This is a genomic window from Thermincola sp. GK-1 (assembly GCF_059412445.1).
On the sequence record NZ_JBSQAT010000005.1, the window covers coordinates 217,984 to 236,013 of the forward strand.

Sequence of the window (18,030 nt, forward strand, 5' to 3'; positions counted from 1 at the left end):
GACTGACGATTCTTCAGTCACCCCTTTTACCGAGAGGACAGGCCAGAATACAAAGACCGCAAATATACCGGCCCAAAGCTTGATAGTTTTTTTCCAATTGCCGGGCACACCGTGATACATCAATTTTTACCTGAGTTGTTGACTGCCGGGTCCATTCTTCATCTTTGATCGCTCCACTGGGACAAATATCCACGCACTTACGGCATGAACCACAATTACCTTTTAAATAAGGTTGTTCAGATACCGGTAATAGAGCATCTGTTAAAACTGTCGCCCAGCTTAGCCTGGGGCCGTAACGACTGTTTATCAGGAGGCCGCTTTTTCCAATCCAGCCAAGTCCGGCACAGGTGGCAGCTGTTTTATGTTGGAACAGGGGAAATAACCTGGCAATGAAACGTAGGTCTTCCTGAGCAGTGTCAGGCGGAATGGCTAGAGCACGCCACCCTTGCATACGCAAATAAGTTACAATCTTCTTCTGAATGACTATCAATTTATTGTCCACTTCGGGAAACTGGTTGGTGTATGCTGTTACTCCGTTTTGTCTGATAATGCTGCTTTCAGCCGGCGGATGTCTAATCGCTAACGAAATGGCAGTTGGAATATGTTTGAATTCTTTGGCTAAACCCGGCCTTACGTCCCCGTACCCTGCAAGGCTGGCCCCCCATTGAAGAATTTTTTGGTGCAGTCCTCCTAAGTTAAAGTTCAAACTATCACGGTCCAGGCCGTTGATTGTATTCATGATTTCCTCTCCTCTCTGCCTTTTATATCTTGCAATTATCGTGCCAGAAATTTGCTTTTTCATAAAAAAACCCTTTACCCTCTAAGTTTGGGGCTGTAGAACGATTGGGAGATACTTGTTTTAAGGACAATTTATCGGCTGCGGGTAAAACAGGGCTTCAGACTGTTCCACCGCGGAACATTTCAGCAACATATTTTTTCAAAAATTTCCCTAGCAAATAAATTAGGTGTGTTATTGCAGTACACTGAAACAACCTAATGTAGATGTTCCGTTATGGAACTGTGTTCCAATGAAATACAATTTGACACAATAATCAGTGTGTTCAACTCATTTTTCGTTTAGAAAGAAAAACCCCGCCTTATTTATTGACGGGTTTTTAAACCGTTGTAGGGTATTGATCAATGTAACTGTTATAAATACTTAACAAGTTGTTCACGTGCGAACCGATTTCCTCGAGGCAGGTATAATCCTTAGCTCTGAACGAGATAACAAAACAGGGTTCAGTTCCTGTACCCTGGAATAGTTGTGCGCCATTGTCATGTAGTATCTCGAGGTCGTTGAAACTGAACGGTCGGCATTTATAACGGGTTGTAAAAATGTCCTCCCTCACCTTGACCTGCCATGGTTTGTTCAGTACAACGTTGCACTCTACCGGTTTTACGGGGGGAGTTAAAATATATACGGCGCCGAGGTAAATAGGTAATTCCCGGATGTAAGTAAAATGAGTGTACAGGTAACCGCTCACCGTATTTATATAATCCACCTTACAAAGAAAAATTTCAGTATCCGGCCGTCCGTCTTTTCCGATCGGATAGTATGCGGCTCTTTCACTTTTGTAGTACCTCAGGCCTTTCTCCCTATAGAGTTCAGTTCCGCATTCCGCACATTTCTCAGCGTGAATTTCCCCCTTGCACACTGGGCATTGCAATATTTTTTTTATTTCCTGAAAAGATATTACTTTGCTGCCCGGTACAGATGAAACAGCTCTATACTCAGGAATAAGCAACAGCCTATACCTCATTTCCTCTTCATCCCGGCAGTCTCTGAAGTTATATTCCCGGAATACCCCGGGCTGGTTAGTCGCCCGGGCAAAGGTTAAAAAAGCTAACCTGGCCCGCCGCAAGGAATCTTCATTTAAGTCCGGAAAGTGGTAAATTGATACGCCATTATTGTAGGCCACTTTCATCTCGGCTTCCATTCTGCCCTGGCGGGTTTTCTTGACAGCCAGTTCTAACTGTTCCAACCCCAAGGGACCTGGATTAATTTCGCCAAAAGCTTTACTGGCAATTATAACTTCCACTACTTTTTCTCCCACCGCCAAATTCACCATATCACCTCCCGGCTTTTGTTAATCTTTGGGAAATTATGTCTTAGTTACTTTCGTTCCTATTATTACCATACTCAAACATAAAAAGACAAAAAAAACGGTAATATTACCGTTATTTTAATGCCGGTTATAATTTAACTTTTTCTTCCACTGGTACCAGTAATGTTTTTGAGTGATAAAAACTTCGCACAGCCGAACGAAATTCTTTTCTAATCAGCCTATCGCAGATGGCACAATAAACGGCCCGACCGTTTTTCAACTTATTTCCAAATATTTTTTCAGCCTTTGCAATAGCAGCGCTACAGGTGAATCTATTTTGGCAATCCGCCAAAGTGATCTCGATACACTCCATTATTCTCCTTCCTTTCTTGAATGGCAGGAAGCCCGGCGAGTATTTCAAAACTTTACTGGGTAATTATTACTTTGTACCCCACCGGGTCCCAGTTAACGGTGGCCCCCAGTGCTTCGGACACAAACCTCAAAGGTACAAAAGTGTATCCATTTTTAATGACCGGTGCCTGGTCGATGGTCACTGTTTTCTCATTAATAGCAGCGGCTTTATTCCCTATCTTTAACTTTACAGTTATATCGCCTTTTCTCGCTGTTACAGTCCTTGTTCCGGCATCCCATTCCACGCTGGCGCCAAGGGATTCAAAAACACCCCGTAGCGGAACGAGCGTCCTTCCGCCTGCTATGTAAGGTTTAACAGGGAATGACCTTGTTTGTCCACTTATAATGACTTTTATTTCCGGCTGCTGCTCAAAAATCAGTATCGCGTTACTTATTTTTCTGCCCGGTTTGGTCAGATACGATCCCTTAAAATAAAGCCCACTCGATGCCCCGCCGTCCAGGTTCATAGCCTCCACCGCACCGAGTTTCTGCATAACCTGGGCCAGTTCCCCGACCGTCGCCCGATTTACGGTAACAAGCATAAGAACATTGCCGGCCGTCTTTCCGATCGCACTCCGTGCCCCGCTGTTGGTGAGGATTTTGGGATCCGTAAAACCCTCTGCTCTGGGGTTGACCACAACCCTGCCAGCAGACAAAAGGATGGGACCGGCGCCCACTGAATGTTTTATCCGGCTCCAGTCAACGGCATTCCCTGCCAGGTCCCTGAAGGAAAGACTGTAATTAACCGGGGTTCCCGGTGTAAACCGCTCCACATACCTGCTGACATTCGGGTTTGAACCAAAGTTTATGACGTAGCCGTTAGAAGGGATTGGCGCCTCGCCGGTGACAACGGAATCGACGACCCCGTTTTTCACCACCACCGACGTACCGGTTTTCATCCCGGTTGTTTTTCCTTTTCGGGGAGTAAAAATCTCAATGGCGGAAGGATCTGTCAATACGTGATTTATACCCCAGGCATACCAGTTATGCAGAAAGTCATCGTTATTGTCCGTAGTGCCTGTAATATAAGTTCTGAGCGGCGCAAACCGCACTTCGTTATTTTCTCCGAACCCAACAGTGGAACCAACATTTGAAAGGTGAAGAAAGCTGCCGTCAATCTGAATGTTACCCTGCGGCTGCATATCAGAATATGCGTTAAAAAATGTTCCGTTAATCGCCGCCAACGCACCATGGCGTCTGGCCAGTGCGGACAGTTCCTCGGTTCCGCCGACATAGCCTCCGCCGAGAGCCGGCTTTATTCTGATCCAGGGACTTTTAAGGTTTATATACACAGCCTTAACTGAAAAATTCTTTTTGCCTATTGTAACTGTCTGCGAACTACTCCAGACATTCGCGGTTGCATCCGCCCGAGGCACATTATAAAAAGCCTGACCGACTGCAATGGTTAATACCAAAAAAATTATTACTGATAAAATCCATTTTCTCATTTCGCTTTCCCTCCCATAATCCTTGGTCCGGCAACAATCCAGATCCAAATTATTCATTCGGCAAATTTCGTTTTTTCCCTTCTGTTTTTCGCAAAGCAAACATTCAGGAAAAACTTTAAATATTTAAACCGTCTAAATTTTCACCTTTTATTCACAAAAAATAAAAATATATATATTTATATTCTAATAGAATTATCATATAATAATTGTAGAATAATTTGACCGGAGGAGACCGAAATGATTATAAAATCGTCGACAACGCTTCGTAATGATTACAACGCTATCGCCAAACTTGCCCATGAAAAGGCTGAACCTATATACATCACCAGAAACGGTGAAGGGGATCTTGTGGTTATGAGTATTGAGGCTTTTGAACGCCGGGAAGCTATGCTTGATCTTAAAGAAAAGCTTCTGTTTGCCGAGCAACAGCGCCTTGCCGGCGAGCCGGCCATCTCGCTGAATGAAGCCCATAAACGGCTCAGGGAGAAAATCAATGGAAAAGTATGAGGTAGAACTGCTTCCTGCCGCATATACAGACCTGGACGAAATATTCGATTACATCATGGTAGACAATACACAGGCGGCAGCCGGCATGCTTGACAATATCATGCAAGCCCTGCGCCGCCTTGAGAATTTTCCGCATTCCGGAACGCCACTGCTCAATAGTTCTCTGAAAAAGTTCGACTTTCGGATGATTATCATTGAACCCTATATCGCCTTCTACCGTTTTATAAACAACAAAGTTGTTGTGTACCGCATTTTACATGGTGCAAGAAACTATCCGCATCTACTGAAAGGTACATTAGAATAGAGCCGGAAACTCCACTGGAAACACGTTCGGATGCTCCTTGTTGCACCGGTCGATGTGATAATCCCTGTCGGACCGACGGAAACAACACACTTTTCAGCAACCGCACATGTTTCATACAAGACAAAAACCCTGCTGATTTTTATCAGCAGGGTTTTAACTTTCATTATGGTGCGGATGATGGGACTTGAACCCATACGGTTGCCCACACGCCCCTCAAACGTGCGCGTCTGCCAGTTCCGCCACATCCGCGTTTGGAAGGCTTACCGCCTTTTTTGCTGCTGCCCTTTCGGTAACAGCAATATTATTATAACTGAACAGTGTGCTAATTGCAAGGGTGTACAGGTAGTTTTGCGCAGAAAAAATCTTCCCAATATCAATGCTGAGCATTGATTCAAAGAATCCGAAGGAGACTCCGCCGCTAAATTCAAAATTCCCCTGTGCGTTACATATAGCACTTGACCCAGTGTTCTGGACCCAGCAGCCGCAAAGGAGGAGCGTTCCTGCGGCAAATCTCTGCCCGTTCAGGGCACCAGTCATAATAAGGGCAACCATGGCTTTTTTGTTTGCCCGATGCTTCCGCCGGACCACGTTCCGATTCAGGCGCCGCTTCCTGTTTTCCACCCCCAAAAATCCGGGGCATGGCAGAAATTAAAAGCCGTGTATAGGGATGTCCCGGATGGCTGAACACTTCTTCGACAGGGCCAAGCTCTACCAGTTCGCCCTTATACATAACCCCTATTCTGTGGCTGATATATCTTATCACTCTGAGATCGTGAGATATAAAAAGGTAAGATAACTTCTGAGAAACTTGCAGCCGGCGAAAAATCTGCAAAATTTGCGTTTGCACCGAAATGTCCAGCGAAGCCAGAGGTTCGTCACATACCAGCAATGCAGGCTCAGTAGCAAGGCTTCTGGCCAGGCAAACTCTTTGCTTCTCACCGCCGCTCAATTCGTGGGGATAAGCATAAAAAACATCGGTCCGCAAACCCGCCAGGTTTAATAACCGGGCTGTCTTTTGCTTTATATCCTCCGCACCTTTGCCATGATGAAAAGAAAGCACTTCTTTAATAGCGCTGCCAACGGTCATTAGGGGATTAAGAGTACCGGCGACATCCTGGAATATACACTGCACTTGTCTGCGGTACTCCGTAAATTCCGCGGCCTTAAATTCTTCTATATTCCTGCCTTTGTACAGCACCATTCCCTGTGACGGTTTAACCAGTCCAAGGGCCAGCTTTCCGATGGTTGTTTTTCCGGAACCGCTCCCACCGATTAACCCCAAAGTTTCTCCGGCCCGGGTATCTAAACTTATGTTTTTCACGGCCGTAACACGCCTGGTAAACAAGAAACCTAAGCCTATACAGTATTCCTTGGTAACTCCCCGTAACTCCAAAAGAGTTTTACCCTTCATGTCACAGCGCCCCTTTATTTCTGCCCGAGTATAAGTGACAGGCTACCTTTCGGTTTTCCGATATTTTCAGCAGCTCTGGTTCATATATTGAGCAATTTTCCGAAGCCTCTTCGCACCTCGGGTAAAAAGCGCAGCCCATGGGCAGTTCATGGTAACCGGGGACCTGGCCACGAATTGGTTCAATATCGTGCCTTCCCTCTTCCAGAGCAAAAAAAGTTTCAATGAGCCGGCGCGAATAAGGGTGCAACGGAGTACTTAACAATTCCCAAGTCGACCCTTCCTCAACCACTTTGCCCATATACATAACCAGCAGCCGGTCACAGTTCTGGGCAACCGCAGCTAGGTCATGAGAAATCAGGATTACCGCCAGGTCCATCTCCTTCTTCAAAACTGCCAATGCTTTCATCACTATGGCGCTGTTTATAGTATCCAACGCAGTTGTGGGTTCATCGGCTATCAAAATCTCCGGTTCGCAGCATAAAGCCATGGCCAGACAAACCCTTTGCGCCATACCGCCAGAGAGTTCTCCCGGAAATCGCCTGAGTATGTCATCAACATCATTAAAACCGACCCGCAGTAGTAACTGCCGCGCTCTCGCCAGGGCATCTCCTGAAGATAATCTGCAATGAAACCGGATTAACTCAGTCATTTGTTTCTTCACTGTCAGCACAGGATTAAGCGCTGCCATTCCTTCCTGGTACACCATGGCAATCCTTTTTCTTTTAATGTTATGCGGGGCTTTATTATAACGGTCTGATAAAAACCTGATACTTCCCTCCACTTTACATCCCGGATACTTTAACGCCCCCGCCACCGCAAGACCGGTAACAGTTTTACCGCAACCGGACTCGCCAACCAGACCCAGGCATTCGCCTTTTTTTAGTTGCAAAGATAAGTCCCTAACCACCCTGACATCACGGCCGGTCCCGGAAAAACTAATATTTAACCCCCTGACGTCCAAAAGTACACTGTCCAATTGTTCTTCCTCCAACTCCAGCCCCACATTTTCTTGTTGGATCAAACCATCCCCGCAGACCGTCGCCAAGGAGGTTAAACCCAAGTACAGTAATAAATATTGCCGTCCCCGGAGCCAGGGCCAACCACGGAGCCGTAGTCAAATAGTTTCTGGATTGGTAAAGCATGAAACCCCAACTCGGTTCAGGCGGCTGCACACTCAGCCCCAAAAAACTGAAACCCGATTCAGCCATAATATTGACACCGGCAAGAACTACGGCATAACCAAAAATGGGCCCCAATATGTTAGGCAAAAGGTGAAATCCTATAATTCGCCATTTGGGTAGCCCTGAAACCTGTGCCGCTAAAATATAACCGGCCCCTTTATTCAGCCGGACCAACCCCCGCACCATTCTGGCCATGTAAACAGTTCCACCGACCGTCAATGCCACGACAATGCTTGTTTCACCTTTACCCAGAAACGTAACCAGAATTAAGGCCAGAATTATCCCGGGTATACACATCACTACCTCTAAAATCCGGTCGATAATTTCGCGTCCCCATCCCTCCAACCAGCCGCTTAAAAAACCCATACCCACGCCGCAAAGCAATGATCCGGCCAACGCCGCCAGGGAAATGAAAAAACTGTGCCTGCCTCCGTAACAGAGGCGGCTTAGGTTGTCCCGTCCCAAAACATCAGTACCGAGGGGATGCTCCAAGGAAGGTTTTTGCAGAGCATTTTCCACGTTTACTTCCAGGGGGTTCGGCAAAAAAAGTGGGCCCAAAATTATGAGAATCACTATTGGCATTAAGAGGACTACGCCCATCAAAACAGGTCGGCGAGCAGAACTGCAGGGAAAGTTCATGCGCCAAAACCCCCTTCATAAAGGTCTTCCGCTGACCTGGGATCCAGCACAGGCCCAATAAGTTTTACAAATAAATTTAGACCCGTGATAATAGAAGCGGTGATTAAAGTTATGCCGTTAATCACAGGCCAATCCCTGTGCAGGACTGCGTCTACCAAAAGATTACCCAGGCCAGGCAGGCTGAAAATGGTCTCCGTTATCACAGCCCCGGTAAAGAAGTAGGCCGCATCGGTAACAACCTGGATCAGCAACAGATAAACAATATTAGGCGCTGCATGCTGCCAGAAAACCCGGAATTCCGGTAATCCCCAGCCTTCTACAGCCTTTATAAAAGGTTTGCTTAAAATATCCAAAAGAAAATACCTGATAAACCGGCCATAAGTCAGGCCCAGTGGGATGCCGACAGCCAGGCCCGGCAGTACATAGAAATAAAACTGCCCTTCTCCTGCCCCGGATATGGGAAGCAGGCCCAGGGTCACTCCCAACAAGGCCTGCAGCAACAGGGCCAGCCAGAAATGGGGTAACGAAAATCCAACCACAGACAGAGCGGTAAGCAACCTGTCAATAAAAGCATTTTCATGATAGGCGGACAAAGTTCCGACTGCCAGGCCTATGAGCAAGGCAAAAACCAGGGAAACCAGAAAGAGCTTTGCTGTCACCGGCAAGGCTTCAGCAATGATGTCCTTTACCTGCTTGCGGGACACATAGGAACGTCCCCAATCGCCCTGTAAAAGGCTGCCGGCATAGTCCACAACCTTTTTAATAACGGGTTTGTCCAATCCCATTTCCTGCCGCATTAACTGATAGGAGCTCTTGTTGACATGCTTCCCCAAAGCCATGCGGGCCGGGTCCCCCGGTATAAAATTGGTTAGTACAGACATTACTATAACCATAACGGCTATGGTAATAAAACTCCCCAAAAAGTTTTTAAGCAAATAATTCAACGGGAACCCCCCTTGACACTCCCAATCGTCTGACTACCTGGCCAACCAAACTCTTTCCAACGGTTTTATATTAAGCCTTGACATATATAAATTTTTCACCCTGGGGCTTACCAAACCGGTCTGGGCGGAATAGTAAAGCACTACTCCCACACTGTCGTCCATCAGCACCTGCTGCGCTTGTTTGTATAGTTCCGTTCGCTTCCTTTCATCTGTCGTTTCCCTTGCTGCCAGAAGAATTTGGTCAAACCGGGGATTTTTATAAAAAGCGAAATTGGCGTTACCGACCTCAGTAGAGGCAAATAGGGGATAGAGAAATGTCTCGGGGTCGGGGTAATCCGCGACCCAACTGAGGCGAAACATTTGCGAATTCCCTGCCACCAAATCTTCCAGATAAGCCGCCGGCTCCATGTTTACCAACCGCACATTGATGCCAACTTTCTTAAGGTGGGCCTGAACAATCTCCGCTACCCGCTGATTGAGCTCTGACGTGTTATATTTCAGTTCTATAACAGGCAACCCTGCCCCTTTCGGATACCCAGCTTTATCCAGCATTTCCAGGGCTTTCGCCTGGTTGTATTCATAACCTCGGACATCATCCCCAAATCCCGGAATACCTTTAGGCACAATCCCCTTTCCATATACTGCCTGGCCCTCAAGAGCCGTTATAATCTCCTCACGGTTAACTGCATAATTTATGGCTTTTCTTAGATATTTATTATTGAAGGGAGGCTTGTTTACATTAAACACATACATGGTAACTTCCAGCAGGTCTGTGGTCTTGACCTGCCCCGGAAATTCACCCGCCACAGCTTTTAGCTGTCCCGGCGGTATCCGGTCAACCAGATCCAGGTTGCCTGCCCTGTATTCATTTAAAGCTGTTGTTTCTTCTTTGATAAAGCGATAGATTACTTTGTCCAGATATGGCCTGCCCTTAAAATAATCGGAATTGGCCTTTAATTCTATTTGGCTGTTATTCCAGTCTGTTACCCGGAACGGTCCTGTCCCCGCGAGCAATCCTTGAGCCGCCTGAGTCCCAAAGTCTGTTCCCGCTTTCTCCACTGCAGACCTGTCAACAACAGCCAAACCTGGGTGGACCAACACATATAAGAATGTGGGGCTGGGCTCGGCCAATTCCATCTCCAGGACGTATTTGCCTCTAACCCTTATACCGGTTGTTTCCTTTGTCTTACCTGCAAGCTTTTCCCGTCCTCCCTTGACCACCGTTAACAGCCCGGAAAGCTCGGAAGCTGTATGGGGATCTAAAATTCGTTCAAAAGAATACTTAAAATCTTCGGCTGTTACTTCCTTCCCCGAATGAAACCGGGCTCCCTTAGCCAGGTAGAAAATATATAAGCGGCCGTTGTTTTTAATTTCCCACCGTTCAGCATGGGCCGGCCTAATCTCCATATTTTGAGGGTCAAGAGTAAGTAACCCCCGAAATACTTGCATGCCTACTTCAATGCTTGCTGAATCGTAGAGGTGAGCAGGGTCGAGGGATTGTACGGGAGCAGGGAGGTGAGCCCTGAGTACGCCTCCGAGCAGTGGGTTTTCTGAACCTTGAGTGGGCTTATCTGCAGCCGTTGAACACCCGGTAAAAATCACGGAAGTCCATATAAATATAGTATAAAAGAACAGCCTCCAATTGAACCTAAATACCACAGGTTTTCACCTCATCCCGGCTATTTAGGTCTAAATTCGACGACTTTCCCAATTTTTCCTTTTATTCCTTCAAACATATTACATTCATTTAATGTTTCTGAAAATTTTCAGGGGTTTTGCGACCCACAAATTAAAGCATATTTCTTTCTAGCCCTCGCCGTATATCCAACGGTATTTTTCATATCCTTTCAAAACACGTTTCACGTATTCCCTTGTTTCCGGAAACGGTATATCTTCCACAGTCTCATGCCGGCCGCTCCACTGTCTGGTCTGTATCCATTGTTTTACATTACCCCGCCCTGCATTATAGGCAGCAATCATGAGTATTTTGTCATTGCCAAACTCTTTGCTCAGGTCGGCTAAATACCAACACCCTATTTTTATGTTAATTTTTGGGTCGTACAGGTCGTCAGGTTGAAAACCTTCCAGATTCATCTGTTCAGCAGCCCATTTTCCCGTCTCGGGCATAATTTGCATGATTCCACGCGCCCCGCGGTACGATTCCGCCTCCTCGACGAAATGACTTTCCTCCCTGATGATGGCTGCTACCAAATACGGATCCACCTCATATTCCTGCGCGTATTTGAATATCATTTCCCGGTAAGGAAAAGGATATAATTTGCGCCAAAACCATTTGCTGGTCAAAAGCAGGGCAAGAAGCAACAATAAACCAAGCCATTTCGTCCTTTTCAAAACTTTTCTTAAATCTATAAGCAAGAAAATCACTCCAAAATCCCTTATTCAGTTAAGGATTTCATTAATTGCTCTATTTGTTTTCTGGTATTGGCCAAACTACCGTCATTGTTGATTATTCTGTCGGCAAACCTCAGCTTTTCTTCCAGCGGCATTTGGCTGTTAATTCGCGCCAGGGCCTGCTCTCTGGTAAAATTATTCCGTTTCATGAGCCGTTCAATCTGCGTTTCCGGGCTGACATAGATAACCCAGACTTCGTCAACCAGTTTATGGAGTCCGACTTCCAACAGCAGTGGCGCATCAATTACCACCACCTGCCCTTTTTTATTTTGGGCCCTGTATTTTTCTGCTTCCGCAGCTATACTTTTAATTATTTCCGGATGAGTTATTTCATTCAATATCTTTCTTTTCACAGGGTCATTAAATATTATCTGCCCTAAAAGAGGCCTGTTAATATTGCCATCATCCTTCAGTATTTCCGGGCCAAAAGCTTGTACAATTCGCTGCCAGGCCGGTTCGCCCGGAGCAACAACCTGCCGCGCTACTACATCAGCGTCGATTACCTCGGCTCCCAATTGCCGCAAAATTGAACTGACAGCGCTTTTCCCTGAAGCAATGCCGCCCGTAAGGCCGATAACCTTCATCTTTACCTCCGCCTTTTCCGTGACCCCTGGTTGGCTTCAAATTTAGCCTCCTCAGCGTAATAGTTTAATATAGTTCTACCAAAGTTATTCTTTTCCTGCCCATAATGGTCTCTTAAGGGCCAAACAAAAAACGCGCCTGTAATCTTGCGCGCCCAACTCTATAATTTTATTACTCTCACCACTCCGAGCAAAACCAGTACCCAGCCGTGGACGGTTGCAGCCTTTTCGCCAAGCCACCTGGCGGCATAACGCCGGCCGATCCAATCCCCTGTGCCTACCAGAACAAACTGGGTTACCCCCACTATAACGGGTGCCGTATAGGGCCTAAAGCCGGTCATGGCAGCTCCTAAACCGGCCGCCAGCGCATCCATTGCCAGGGCCAGGCCCAGTAAAAACGCTTCTCTCCAGGAAATGACCCCCGACCTATCAATATCCGCCCGGACAGGTTCTCTGATAATCTGTATTACTAAACCCAGGGGCCGTAACTGAATCTTCAGCAACTCAGTTTTTTCCCCGTTTCTTTCATCGGCCTCGCCGTGTTGGCCGGACTGTCGGGCCCGCAACCTGGTCTGGTAAATTATCCAGCCGCCAACAGAAATTAAAATAGCTGCACCCACAGTTTCAGCCACTTTCAGGGACACAATTTTTGTTATTGCCTGGCCCCCCAACATGGAAACACTTATAGCACAGACCGAAGTCAGACTTATTATGCAAAGAGACAGTACAGGTATTTTTATTTTGCGTATACCGTAAGATACGCCGACCGCAAACCCGTCAAGACTCAAAGCCAGGGCAAAAAGCAGGACTGATACCCATTCCACGCCGGTCTTTCCCCCTCCCCCTTAAATCATTACCACACCACACTGCAATATATGAAAGGGGGAAAAAAAGAGTGCAGGTCCGGGTCCGGGCCCGGACCTGCCAAGCTGTCTACAAAGATTAAAATTTTAAGATTTAGGGAGGTTAAATGATTCCTCCGCTTCGGGCGAAATCAAAAAAACGGAGGGCATATTATTCTTCCGCTCACGGACGAAATCTCCTCCGGCAGCCGCTTCCACTGCGTGGATCGCGGGCCGGAGGACGATTTAAGTCCCCGCTCCAGAATAATATGCCCTCCTGTCACCGGAAGAACAATGGCACGATTTAAGCCCCGCTCCGGAAAACATTTAACCTCCCCTTTTTTGTTTTGTCTGCAATCTGACATGTCCGGCCCAGACCTGCACTCTTTTTGGGTTATTATGCGGTAAATTATGCTTTCTGACATTTAGCACAGTAAAACGAACTGCGGCCGCCGATTTTTTTCCGTAAAATTAATGAGCCGCAAACAGGGCACGGTTCGTTCTCTTTGCCATAGACTTTGAGTAAAGCCTGGTAATTGCCGCTGTTACCTTCACCGTCAACATAGTCTTTAATGGATGTGCCGCGGTTTTCTATGCCCTCGGTTAAAACCTCGATAATGGCCTGGTGCAGTTTACTTACTTCACGCTGATTAAGGGTGGAAGCCAGGCGTTCCGGGTTTATTTTGGCCCGGAATAAGGCTTCATCGGCATATATGTTACCGATTCCCGCGATAAAGGTCTGATCCAGAAGTAAAGCCTTTATTTTGGTCCTTTTTCTTTTCAGTTCTTTCTTTAAAAATTCTTTGGTAAACTCCTCTGTAAGCGGCTCCACGCCCATAGTTCTGAGCCCCGTGATTTTATCCAACTGGTCGTCGGGCAGCAGGTACACGCGACCAAATTGCCTCTGGTCTGTAAACCTTAGTTCATTATCGTCACTTAAGTGAAATACAAGATGGGTATGTTTCGCCCGGACAGCCGTTCTTTCCGAATATATCAACTGTCCCGTCATCCTTAAGTGGAAGACGATAGCATATCCGCCGGAAAGGTACAGCAGCAGGTACTTTCCCCGCCGTCCTAAATTTAATATTTCCCTGCCGGCTAGTATTTGTTGAAATTCCTCAACGGAAGGTTCTTTGATCACTTTGTCCATAAATATGTCCACATGCTGAATAGATTTGCCCAAAAGCTTTTCTTCCAGCGAACGCTTAACCGTCTCTACTTCGGGTAGTTCAGGCATAACATCATCTCCTCAAATGTTTACATAAGGTGTCCACAACCTTAATTATAGCAAATCCATTCTGTAACTTTAATCGTTAATTTTCTCCATGTCGTACCAGTTGACCCCCTTTTTCATGTCTACTTTTAATGGAACCGTTAATTTAACGGTGTTCTCCATACATTCCCTTACAATGCCTGTAACTTTTGGAAGTTCTTCAGGCGGCGCCTCAAAAATAAGTTCGTCGTGAACCTGCAGCAGCATGCGGGCTTTTAAGCCTTCTTTTTTGAGGCAATCGGCAACCCGGACCATGGCCAGTTTTATTATATCGGCGGCACTGCCCTGAATTGGAGTGTTCATGGCAGTGCGCTCCCCAAAGCTGCGGATATTCCGGTTGGGACTTAGGATGTCGGGCAGGTAGCGGCGCCTGTTGAGCAAGGTGGTTACATATCCCTGTTCCCTGGCCAACCTGACTGTCTCCTCCAGGTATTTTTTTATACCCGCGTACCGGGCAAAGTAGTTTTCAATATACTGCCTGGCTTCTTTTCGGCTTACAGAGATATTTTTCGCCAGCCCAAAATCACTGATGCCGTAAACAATTCCGAAGTTAACAGCCTTGGCCCGGCTGCGCATCTCCCCGGTTACTTCCTCCAAAGACACGCCGAATACTTCCGCGGCAGTCCGAGTATGAATATCCTCGTCATTTCTGAAAGCCTGGACAAATCTTTCATCCCCGGAAAGGTGCGCCAGAATCCGGAGCTCGATCTGGGAATAATCTGCACTAAGGATTATCCAGCCTGGTTCGGAAGGTACGAAGGCCTTCCTGATCCTGCGGCCTTCTTCCATACGGATAGGTATGTTCTGCAGGTTTGGTTCAGTACTGCTCAACCGCCCCGTTGCCGTAACCGTCTGGTTAAAGGTGGTATGGACCTTTCCCGTAACGGGATTTATCAAAGGAATTAACCCGTCCACATAGGTTGACTTCAGCTTGACCAACTGGCGGTAATGAAGCACCCTGGCCACAATTTCATGCCTTTCCGCCAGGGTTTCCAGGACCTCAACGTCTGTCGAATACCCTGTTTTCGTCTTTTTAATGACCGGTAAACCCAGTTTTTCAAAAAGAATGGTTCCCAACTGCCGGGTAGAATTGATGTTGAATTCCTCCCCGGCCAGCCTGTAAATATCCCCAGTAATCCGGTCGATTTCCGTACTTAGATCCACAGACATGGCTTCCAGGTATTCCTTGTCCAATTTGACCCCGCTGAATTCCATATCGGCCAGAATATGCAGGAGGGGCATTTCCACATCAAAATACAGGTCAAGCATGTTCAGCTCGGCCAGCTTCTCATGCAGTACAGGTACCAGCCGCAATATAATATCGGCCTGGGCACAAAAAGACCTGTAGTCTTCTCCAGGGCTCAACTCCTGCCCCAAATACTTTATAGATAAAGCAGCTAAGTCGAGGTTGGAAACAGAAGGATCCAAAAGGTAAGCCGCCAACATGGTGTCGAATCCTGCGCGGACAGGCTTGTTGCCTAAACGTCGCAGTAAGATATCGGTCCTTTTGGCATCATGGAAGCATACCCGGCCCTTCGTCCAAAAGATCGCATCCAGGATACGGGTAAGTTTATCTGCAGGCTGCAGTTCCTCACCGGCAAGATACCCGCCGCTCCCCGGTTCGGCTGACCAGGCCAATCCAAGAATGACGGCAGACCATGGGTCCTGGTTTGAGGTTCGTAAAACAAGGGCCATGTCTTTTTTCTGTTCCGCAAATCGGGTTATAGAAGCTAAAGCCTCGTCAAAGTTATACTGTCTGTACTCGCCATTAATTTGCAATTGCTTGGCTTCATCAACAGGTTCAGATAATTTTTCCGGCTGTTCCGGCGCCTTTTCCTGGGCCAGCTTTGTCAAAGCCTTAAATTCTAAACTCCGTCCCAACTCCAAAAGTTTCGCGTAGTCAGGTTCTTCCACCACACACTCCCGTAAATCTATCTCTATAGGCACATGCCTGATAATCGTAGCCAGTTTTTTGCTGAGAAGAGCCTGTTCCGCGTACTGCTCGAGTTTTTCCCGGAGTTTTCCGGCAACTGTACCTCTTTGGGCCAGCAGTTCTTCCACGGAGCCATATTCCCTGACCAGTTTGGCGGCCGTTTTTTCTCCAATACCCGGCACCCCGGGGATATTATCGGAAGTATCGCCCATTAATCCTTTCATGTCTATTATCTGCGCAGGTTTGAGCCCGTAACGTTCGGCCACCTTGTTTTCGTCGTAAAATTCCATTTCTGATATGCCTTTTTTGGTTAACATAACTCTTGTTTTGGGTGAAACCAACTGCAACGCGTCCCTGTCGCCCGTAACAATTACAGTTTCATATCCCATTTCTTCTGCTTTCAAGGAAACTGTACCTATTATATCATCAGCTTCATAACCTTCTATTTCGTAAACGGGAATGCGAAAAGCGCGCACAATTTCTTTCACCAGGGGAAACTGGGGCTTCAGTTCGTCAGGTGTTGCTTTCCGGTGCCCCTTGTAATCTTCAAAATGCTCATTGCGAAAAGTAGTTTTCCCCTTATCAAAAGCTATGGCCAGGCAGGCTGGTTTTTCTTCGTTCAAAACCTTCATCAGCATGGTTGTGAAGCCGTATACGGCATTTGTATAAACGCCCGTAGTGGTTTTTAAGAGCGGTAAAGCGTAAAAAGCCCGGTAAACCAGGCTGTTTCCGTCTATAATAATAAACTTGCCCTGGGTCATGGCAGCCCTCCTTATCCTGTAACAGGCCATTTATATCAGTATCATTATAGCACATCAGGGTTATAAGAAAAACCAGGCCGTATCTTTTCTTTTACCAGTTCCTGTTGCTTTTTCTCAGCTTCCAGTTAAATTTTTTTCGGGCTGGCAAAGCCCGCGGGATGGCTTTGGTGCCATTTAATAAAATGCGCATTGCCTCCTGTATTTAAAGAAAAAGTAATTTTCTACATTATGTAACCATTTATCATAAAAAGGCATAAAATACAACAACATTCATATAAAAACTTGACAAAGACCCTAGAGGTGGTATTTTATGAGCGATGATAAGAAAAAGCCTGCATTTGTACCGCCAGACAAGAACAAAAGAGAAGACAAAATCAGTTCAGAAAAGATAGTCCCCCAAGTAACTGTAAATGCTGGAAAAAACGTAGGCGCCAGCGCCTCGGCAGGAGGAGGCCAGGCAAACGCATTTGCCGGCATTTACCCCTGCCCGACCATATCTGACGCCGGCATCCAAACAATTATCAATTTACTAACCAGTCCCACCTTTGGCCTGAAAGAAATCAAAAGCGAAGTTCAAACCATAATTAACATTCTGGAATCTCCAACATTTGGTCTTGAAGAAATAAAAAACGAGATTATTAATTTGACAACCTTAGTGCAAGCTTCAACCTTTGGAGCAGTTAATTCTATTCTTGAACTTCTGCAATCTCAAACTTTTGGTTTGGCTGAAATCAAGAGTGAAGTACAGTCCATCATTAACCTGCTCGAATCCCCAACCTTCGGCCTGGCGGAAGCTAAGAGTGAAATAAGGTCAATTATCAGTTTACTGCAAGACCCACTTTTCGGTTTACAGGAAATTAAAGTTGAAGTTTTGAATATCTTACTGCAAATCCTGGATCCGGCCTTCGGATTGCCCGAAATCAAGCGGGAAATAAAATCAATTATCAGTAATCTCGAATCTTCAACCTTCGGCCTGCAAGAGATTAAAAGCGAAGTACAATCAATTATTAACCTGCTGCAGTCCCCAACCTTCGGCCTGGCGGAAGCTAAAAGTGAGATCCAGTCGATTATCAACCTGCTGCAGTCCCCAACCTTCGGCCTGGCGGAAGCTAAAAGTGAGATCCAGTCGATTATCAACCTGCTGCAGTCCCCAACCTTCGGCCTGGCGGAAGCTAAAAGTGAGATCCAGTCGATTATCAACCTGCTGCAGTCCCCAACCTTCGGCCTGGCGGAAGCTAAAAGTGAGATCCAGTCGATTATCAACCTGCTGCAGTCCCCAACCTTCGGCCTGGCGGAAGCTAAAAGTGAGATCCAGTCGATTATCAACCTGCTGCAGTC

The 18,030-nt window shown here is 46.6% G+C and carries 16 protein-coding genes, 1 tRNA gene and 1 pseudogene; 3 read left to right on the plus strand and 15 right to left on the minus strand.

Annotated elements, in window-relative coordinates; all coding sequences use genetic code 11:
* Positions 1-13: 13 nt before the first annotated feature.
* The 4 genes from ACSNJE_RS07040 to ACSNJE_RS07055 all read right to left on the minus strand — a co-directional run bounded on the left by ACSNJE_RS07040 (position 14) and on the right by ACSNJE_RS07055 (position 3,904).
* Positions 14-739: a 4Fe-4S double cluster binding domain-containing protein gene (locus tag ACSNJE_RS07040; protein WP_495252307.1), complete on the minus strand. Its 726-nt coding sequence runs from the start codon at positions 737-739 to the stop codon at positions 14-16.
* A gap of 376 nt (positions 740-1,115) precedes the next feature.
* Positions 1,116-2,066 (minus strand): hypothetical protein, encoded by a 951-nt coding sequence (locus ACSNJE_RS07045; protein WP_495252308.1) that lies wholly within the window; start codon positions 2,064-2,066, stop codon positions 1,116-1,118.
* A 127-nt stretch (positions 2,067-2,193) separates the two neighbouring features.
* The gene (locus tag ACSNJE_RS07050; protein ID WP_495252309.1) at positions 2,194-2,418 is read right to left on the minus strand and encodes a hypothetical protein; all 225 of its coding nucleotides are present in this window, start codon (positions 2,416-2,418) and stop codon (positions 2,194-2,196) included.
* A gap of 52 nt (positions 2,419-2,470) precedes the next feature.
* Positions 2,471-3,904 carry a stalk domain-containing protein gene (locus ACSNJE_RS07055; RefSeq protein ID WP_474658687.1) on the minus strand — a complete coding sequence of 478 codons (1,434 nt, stop codon included), beginning with the start codon at positions 3,902-3,904 and terminating at the stop codon, positions 2,471-2,473.
* A gap of 237 nt (positions 3,905-4,141) precedes the next feature.
* Here ACSNJE_RS07055 and ACSNJE_RS07060 point away from each other — a divergent pair, with 237 nt between their 5' ends.
* Both ACSNJE_RS07060 and ACSNJE_RS07065 read left to right on the plus strand, forming a co-directional pair.
* On the plus strand, positions 4,142-4,411 hold the full coding sequence (locus ACSNJE_RS07060; RefSeq protein WP_052218289.1) for a type II toxin-antitoxin system Phd/YefM family antitoxin: 270 nt from the start codon (positions 4,142-4,144) through the stop codon (positions 4,409-4,411).
* The gene (locus tag ACSNJE_RS07065) at positions 4,398-4,715 is read left to right on the plus strand and encodes a type II toxin-antitoxin system RelE/ParE family toxin (protein ID WP_461567708.1); all 318 of its coding nucleotides are present in this window, start codon (positions 4,398-4,400) and stop codon (positions 4,713-4,715) included. Before ACSNJE_RS07060 ends, ACSNJE_RS07065 begins: the two co-directional genes overlap by 14 nt.
* Before the next feature lie 166 nt (positions 4,716-4,881).
* Here the strand turns inward: ACSNJE_RS07065 and ACSNJE_RS07070 are convergent.
* From ACSNJE_RS07070 to polA, 11 genes are all read right to left on the minus strand, one after another.
* Positions 4,882-4,964: transfer RNA gene (locus ACSNJE_RS07070), tRNA-Leu, on the minus strand.
* Between the two features lie 193 nt (positions 4,965-5,157).
* Complete coding sequence (locus ACSNJE_RS07075; RefSeq protein ID WP_495252310.1) at positions 5,158-6,126, minus strand: ABC transporter ATP-binding protein; 969 nt, start codon at positions 6,124-6,126, stop codon at positions 5,158-5,160.
* 1 nt (position 6,127) lies between these two features.
* Positions 6,128-7,102 (minus strand): ABC transporter ATP-binding protein, encoded by a 975-nt coding sequence (locus ACSNJE_RS07080; RefSeq protein WP_474658683.1) that lies wholly within the window; start codon positions 7,100-7,102, stop codon positions 6,128-6,130.
* Complete coding sequence (locus tag ACSNJE_RS07085; RefSeq protein WP_495252311.1) at positions 7,062-7,946, minus strand: ABC transporter permease; 885 nt, start codon at positions 7,944-7,946, stop codon at positions 7,062-7,064. Before ACSNJE_RS07085 ends, ACSNJE_RS07080 begins: the two co-directional genes overlap by 41 nt.
* Positions 7,943-8,890, minus strand: coding sequence for an ABC transporter permease (locus ACSNJE_RS07090; RefSeq protein WP_474773395.1), 948 nt, complete (start codon positions 8,888-8,890; stop codon positions 7,943-7,945). Before ACSNJE_RS07090 ends, ACSNJE_RS07085 begins: the two co-directional genes overlap by 4 nt.
* 33 nt (positions 8,891-8,923) lie before the next feature.
* Positions 8,924-10,549: an ABC transporter substrate-binding protein gene (locus tag ACSNJE_RS07095; RefSeq protein ID WP_474773396.1), complete on the minus strand. Its 1,626-nt coding sequence runs from the start codon at positions 10,547-10,549 to the stop codon at positions 8,924-8,926.
* 147 nt (positions 10,550-10,696) lie between these two features.
* Positions 10,697-11,266 (minus strand): lytic transglycosylase domain-containing protein, encoded by a 570-nt coding sequence (locus tag ACSNJE_RS07100; RefSeq protein WP_013119852.1) that lies wholly within the window; start codon positions 11,264-11,266, stop codon positions 10,697-10,699.
* A gap of 20 nt (positions 11,267-11,286) precedes the next feature.
* Entirely contained in the window at positions 11,287-11,886 is a 600-nt protein-coding gene (coaE, locus tag ACSNJE_RS07105) for a dephospho-CoA kinase (RefSeq protein WP_013119851.1), read from the minus strand.
* 158 nt (positions 11,887-12,044) lie between these two features.
* Complete coding sequence (ytaF, locus tag ACSNJE_RS07110) at positions 12,045-12,707, minus strand: sporulation membrane protein YtaF (protein ID WP_495252312.1); 663 nt, start codon at positions 12,705-12,707, stop codon at positions 12,045-12,047.
* Between the two features lie 427 nt (positions 12,708-13,134).
* The gene (gene mutM, locus ACSNJE_RS07115) at positions 13,135-13,962 is read right to left on the minus strand and encodes a DNA-formamidopyrimidine glycosylase (protein ID WP_495252313.1); all 828 of its coding nucleotides are present in this window, start codon (positions 13,960-13,962) and stop codon (positions 13,135-13,137) included.
* 69 nt (positions 13,963-14,031) lie between these two features.
* A complete protein-coding gene (gene polA, locus ACSNJE_RS07120) occupies positions 14,032-16,692 on the minus strand; it encodes a DNA polymerase I (protein ID WP_495252314.1) in 2,661 nt (886 codons plus the stop codon).
* A gap of 310 nt (positions 16,693-17,002) precedes the next feature.
* Here polA and ACSNJE_RS07125 point away from each other — a divergent pair.
* Positions 17,003-18,030 (plus strand): annotated as a pseudogene (locus ACSNJE_RS07125) (hypothetical protein); the annotation flags it as partial.

Coding starts and splice junctions, on each gene's coding strand:
- ACSNJE_RS07040 (WP_495252307.1), bottom strand. CDS start 739: ATGAATACAATCAACGGCCTGGACCGTGATAGTTTGAACTTTAACTTA.
- ACSNJE_RS07050 (WP_495252309.1), bottom strand. CDS start 2,418: ATGGAGTGTATCGAGATCACTTTGGCGGATTGCCAAAATAGATTCACC.
- ACSNJE_RS07055 (WP_474658687.1), bottom strand. CDS start 3,904: ATGAGAAAATGGATTTTATCAGTAATAATTTTTTTGGTATTAACCATT.
- ACSNJE_RS07060 (WP_052218289.1), top strand. CDS start 4,142: ATGATTATAAAATCGTCGACAACGCTTCGTAATGATTACAACGCTATC.
- ACSNJE_RS07065 (WP_461567708.1), top strand. CDS start 4,398: ATGGAAAAGTATGAGGTAGAACTGCTTCCTGCCGCATATACAGACCTG.
- ACSNJE_RS07075 (WP_495252310.1), bottom strand. CDS start 6,126: ATGAAGGGTAAAACTCTTTTGGAGTTACGGGGAGTTACCAAGGAATAC.
- ACSNJE_RS07085 (WP_495252311.1), bottom strand. CDS start 7,946: ATGAACTTTCCCTGCAGTTCTGCTCGCCGACCTGTTTTGATGGGCGTA.
- coaE (WP_013119851.1), bottom strand. CDS start 11,886: ATGAAGGTTATCGGCCTTACGGGCGGCATTGCTTCAGGGAAAAGCGCT.
- mutM (WP_495252313.1), bottom strand. CDS start 13,962: ATGCCTGAACTACCCGAAGTAGAGACGGTTAAGCGTTCGCTGGAAGAA.
- polA (WP_495252314.1), bottom strand. CDS start 16,692: ATGACCCAGGGCAAGTTTATTATTATAGACGGAAACAGCCTGGTTTAC.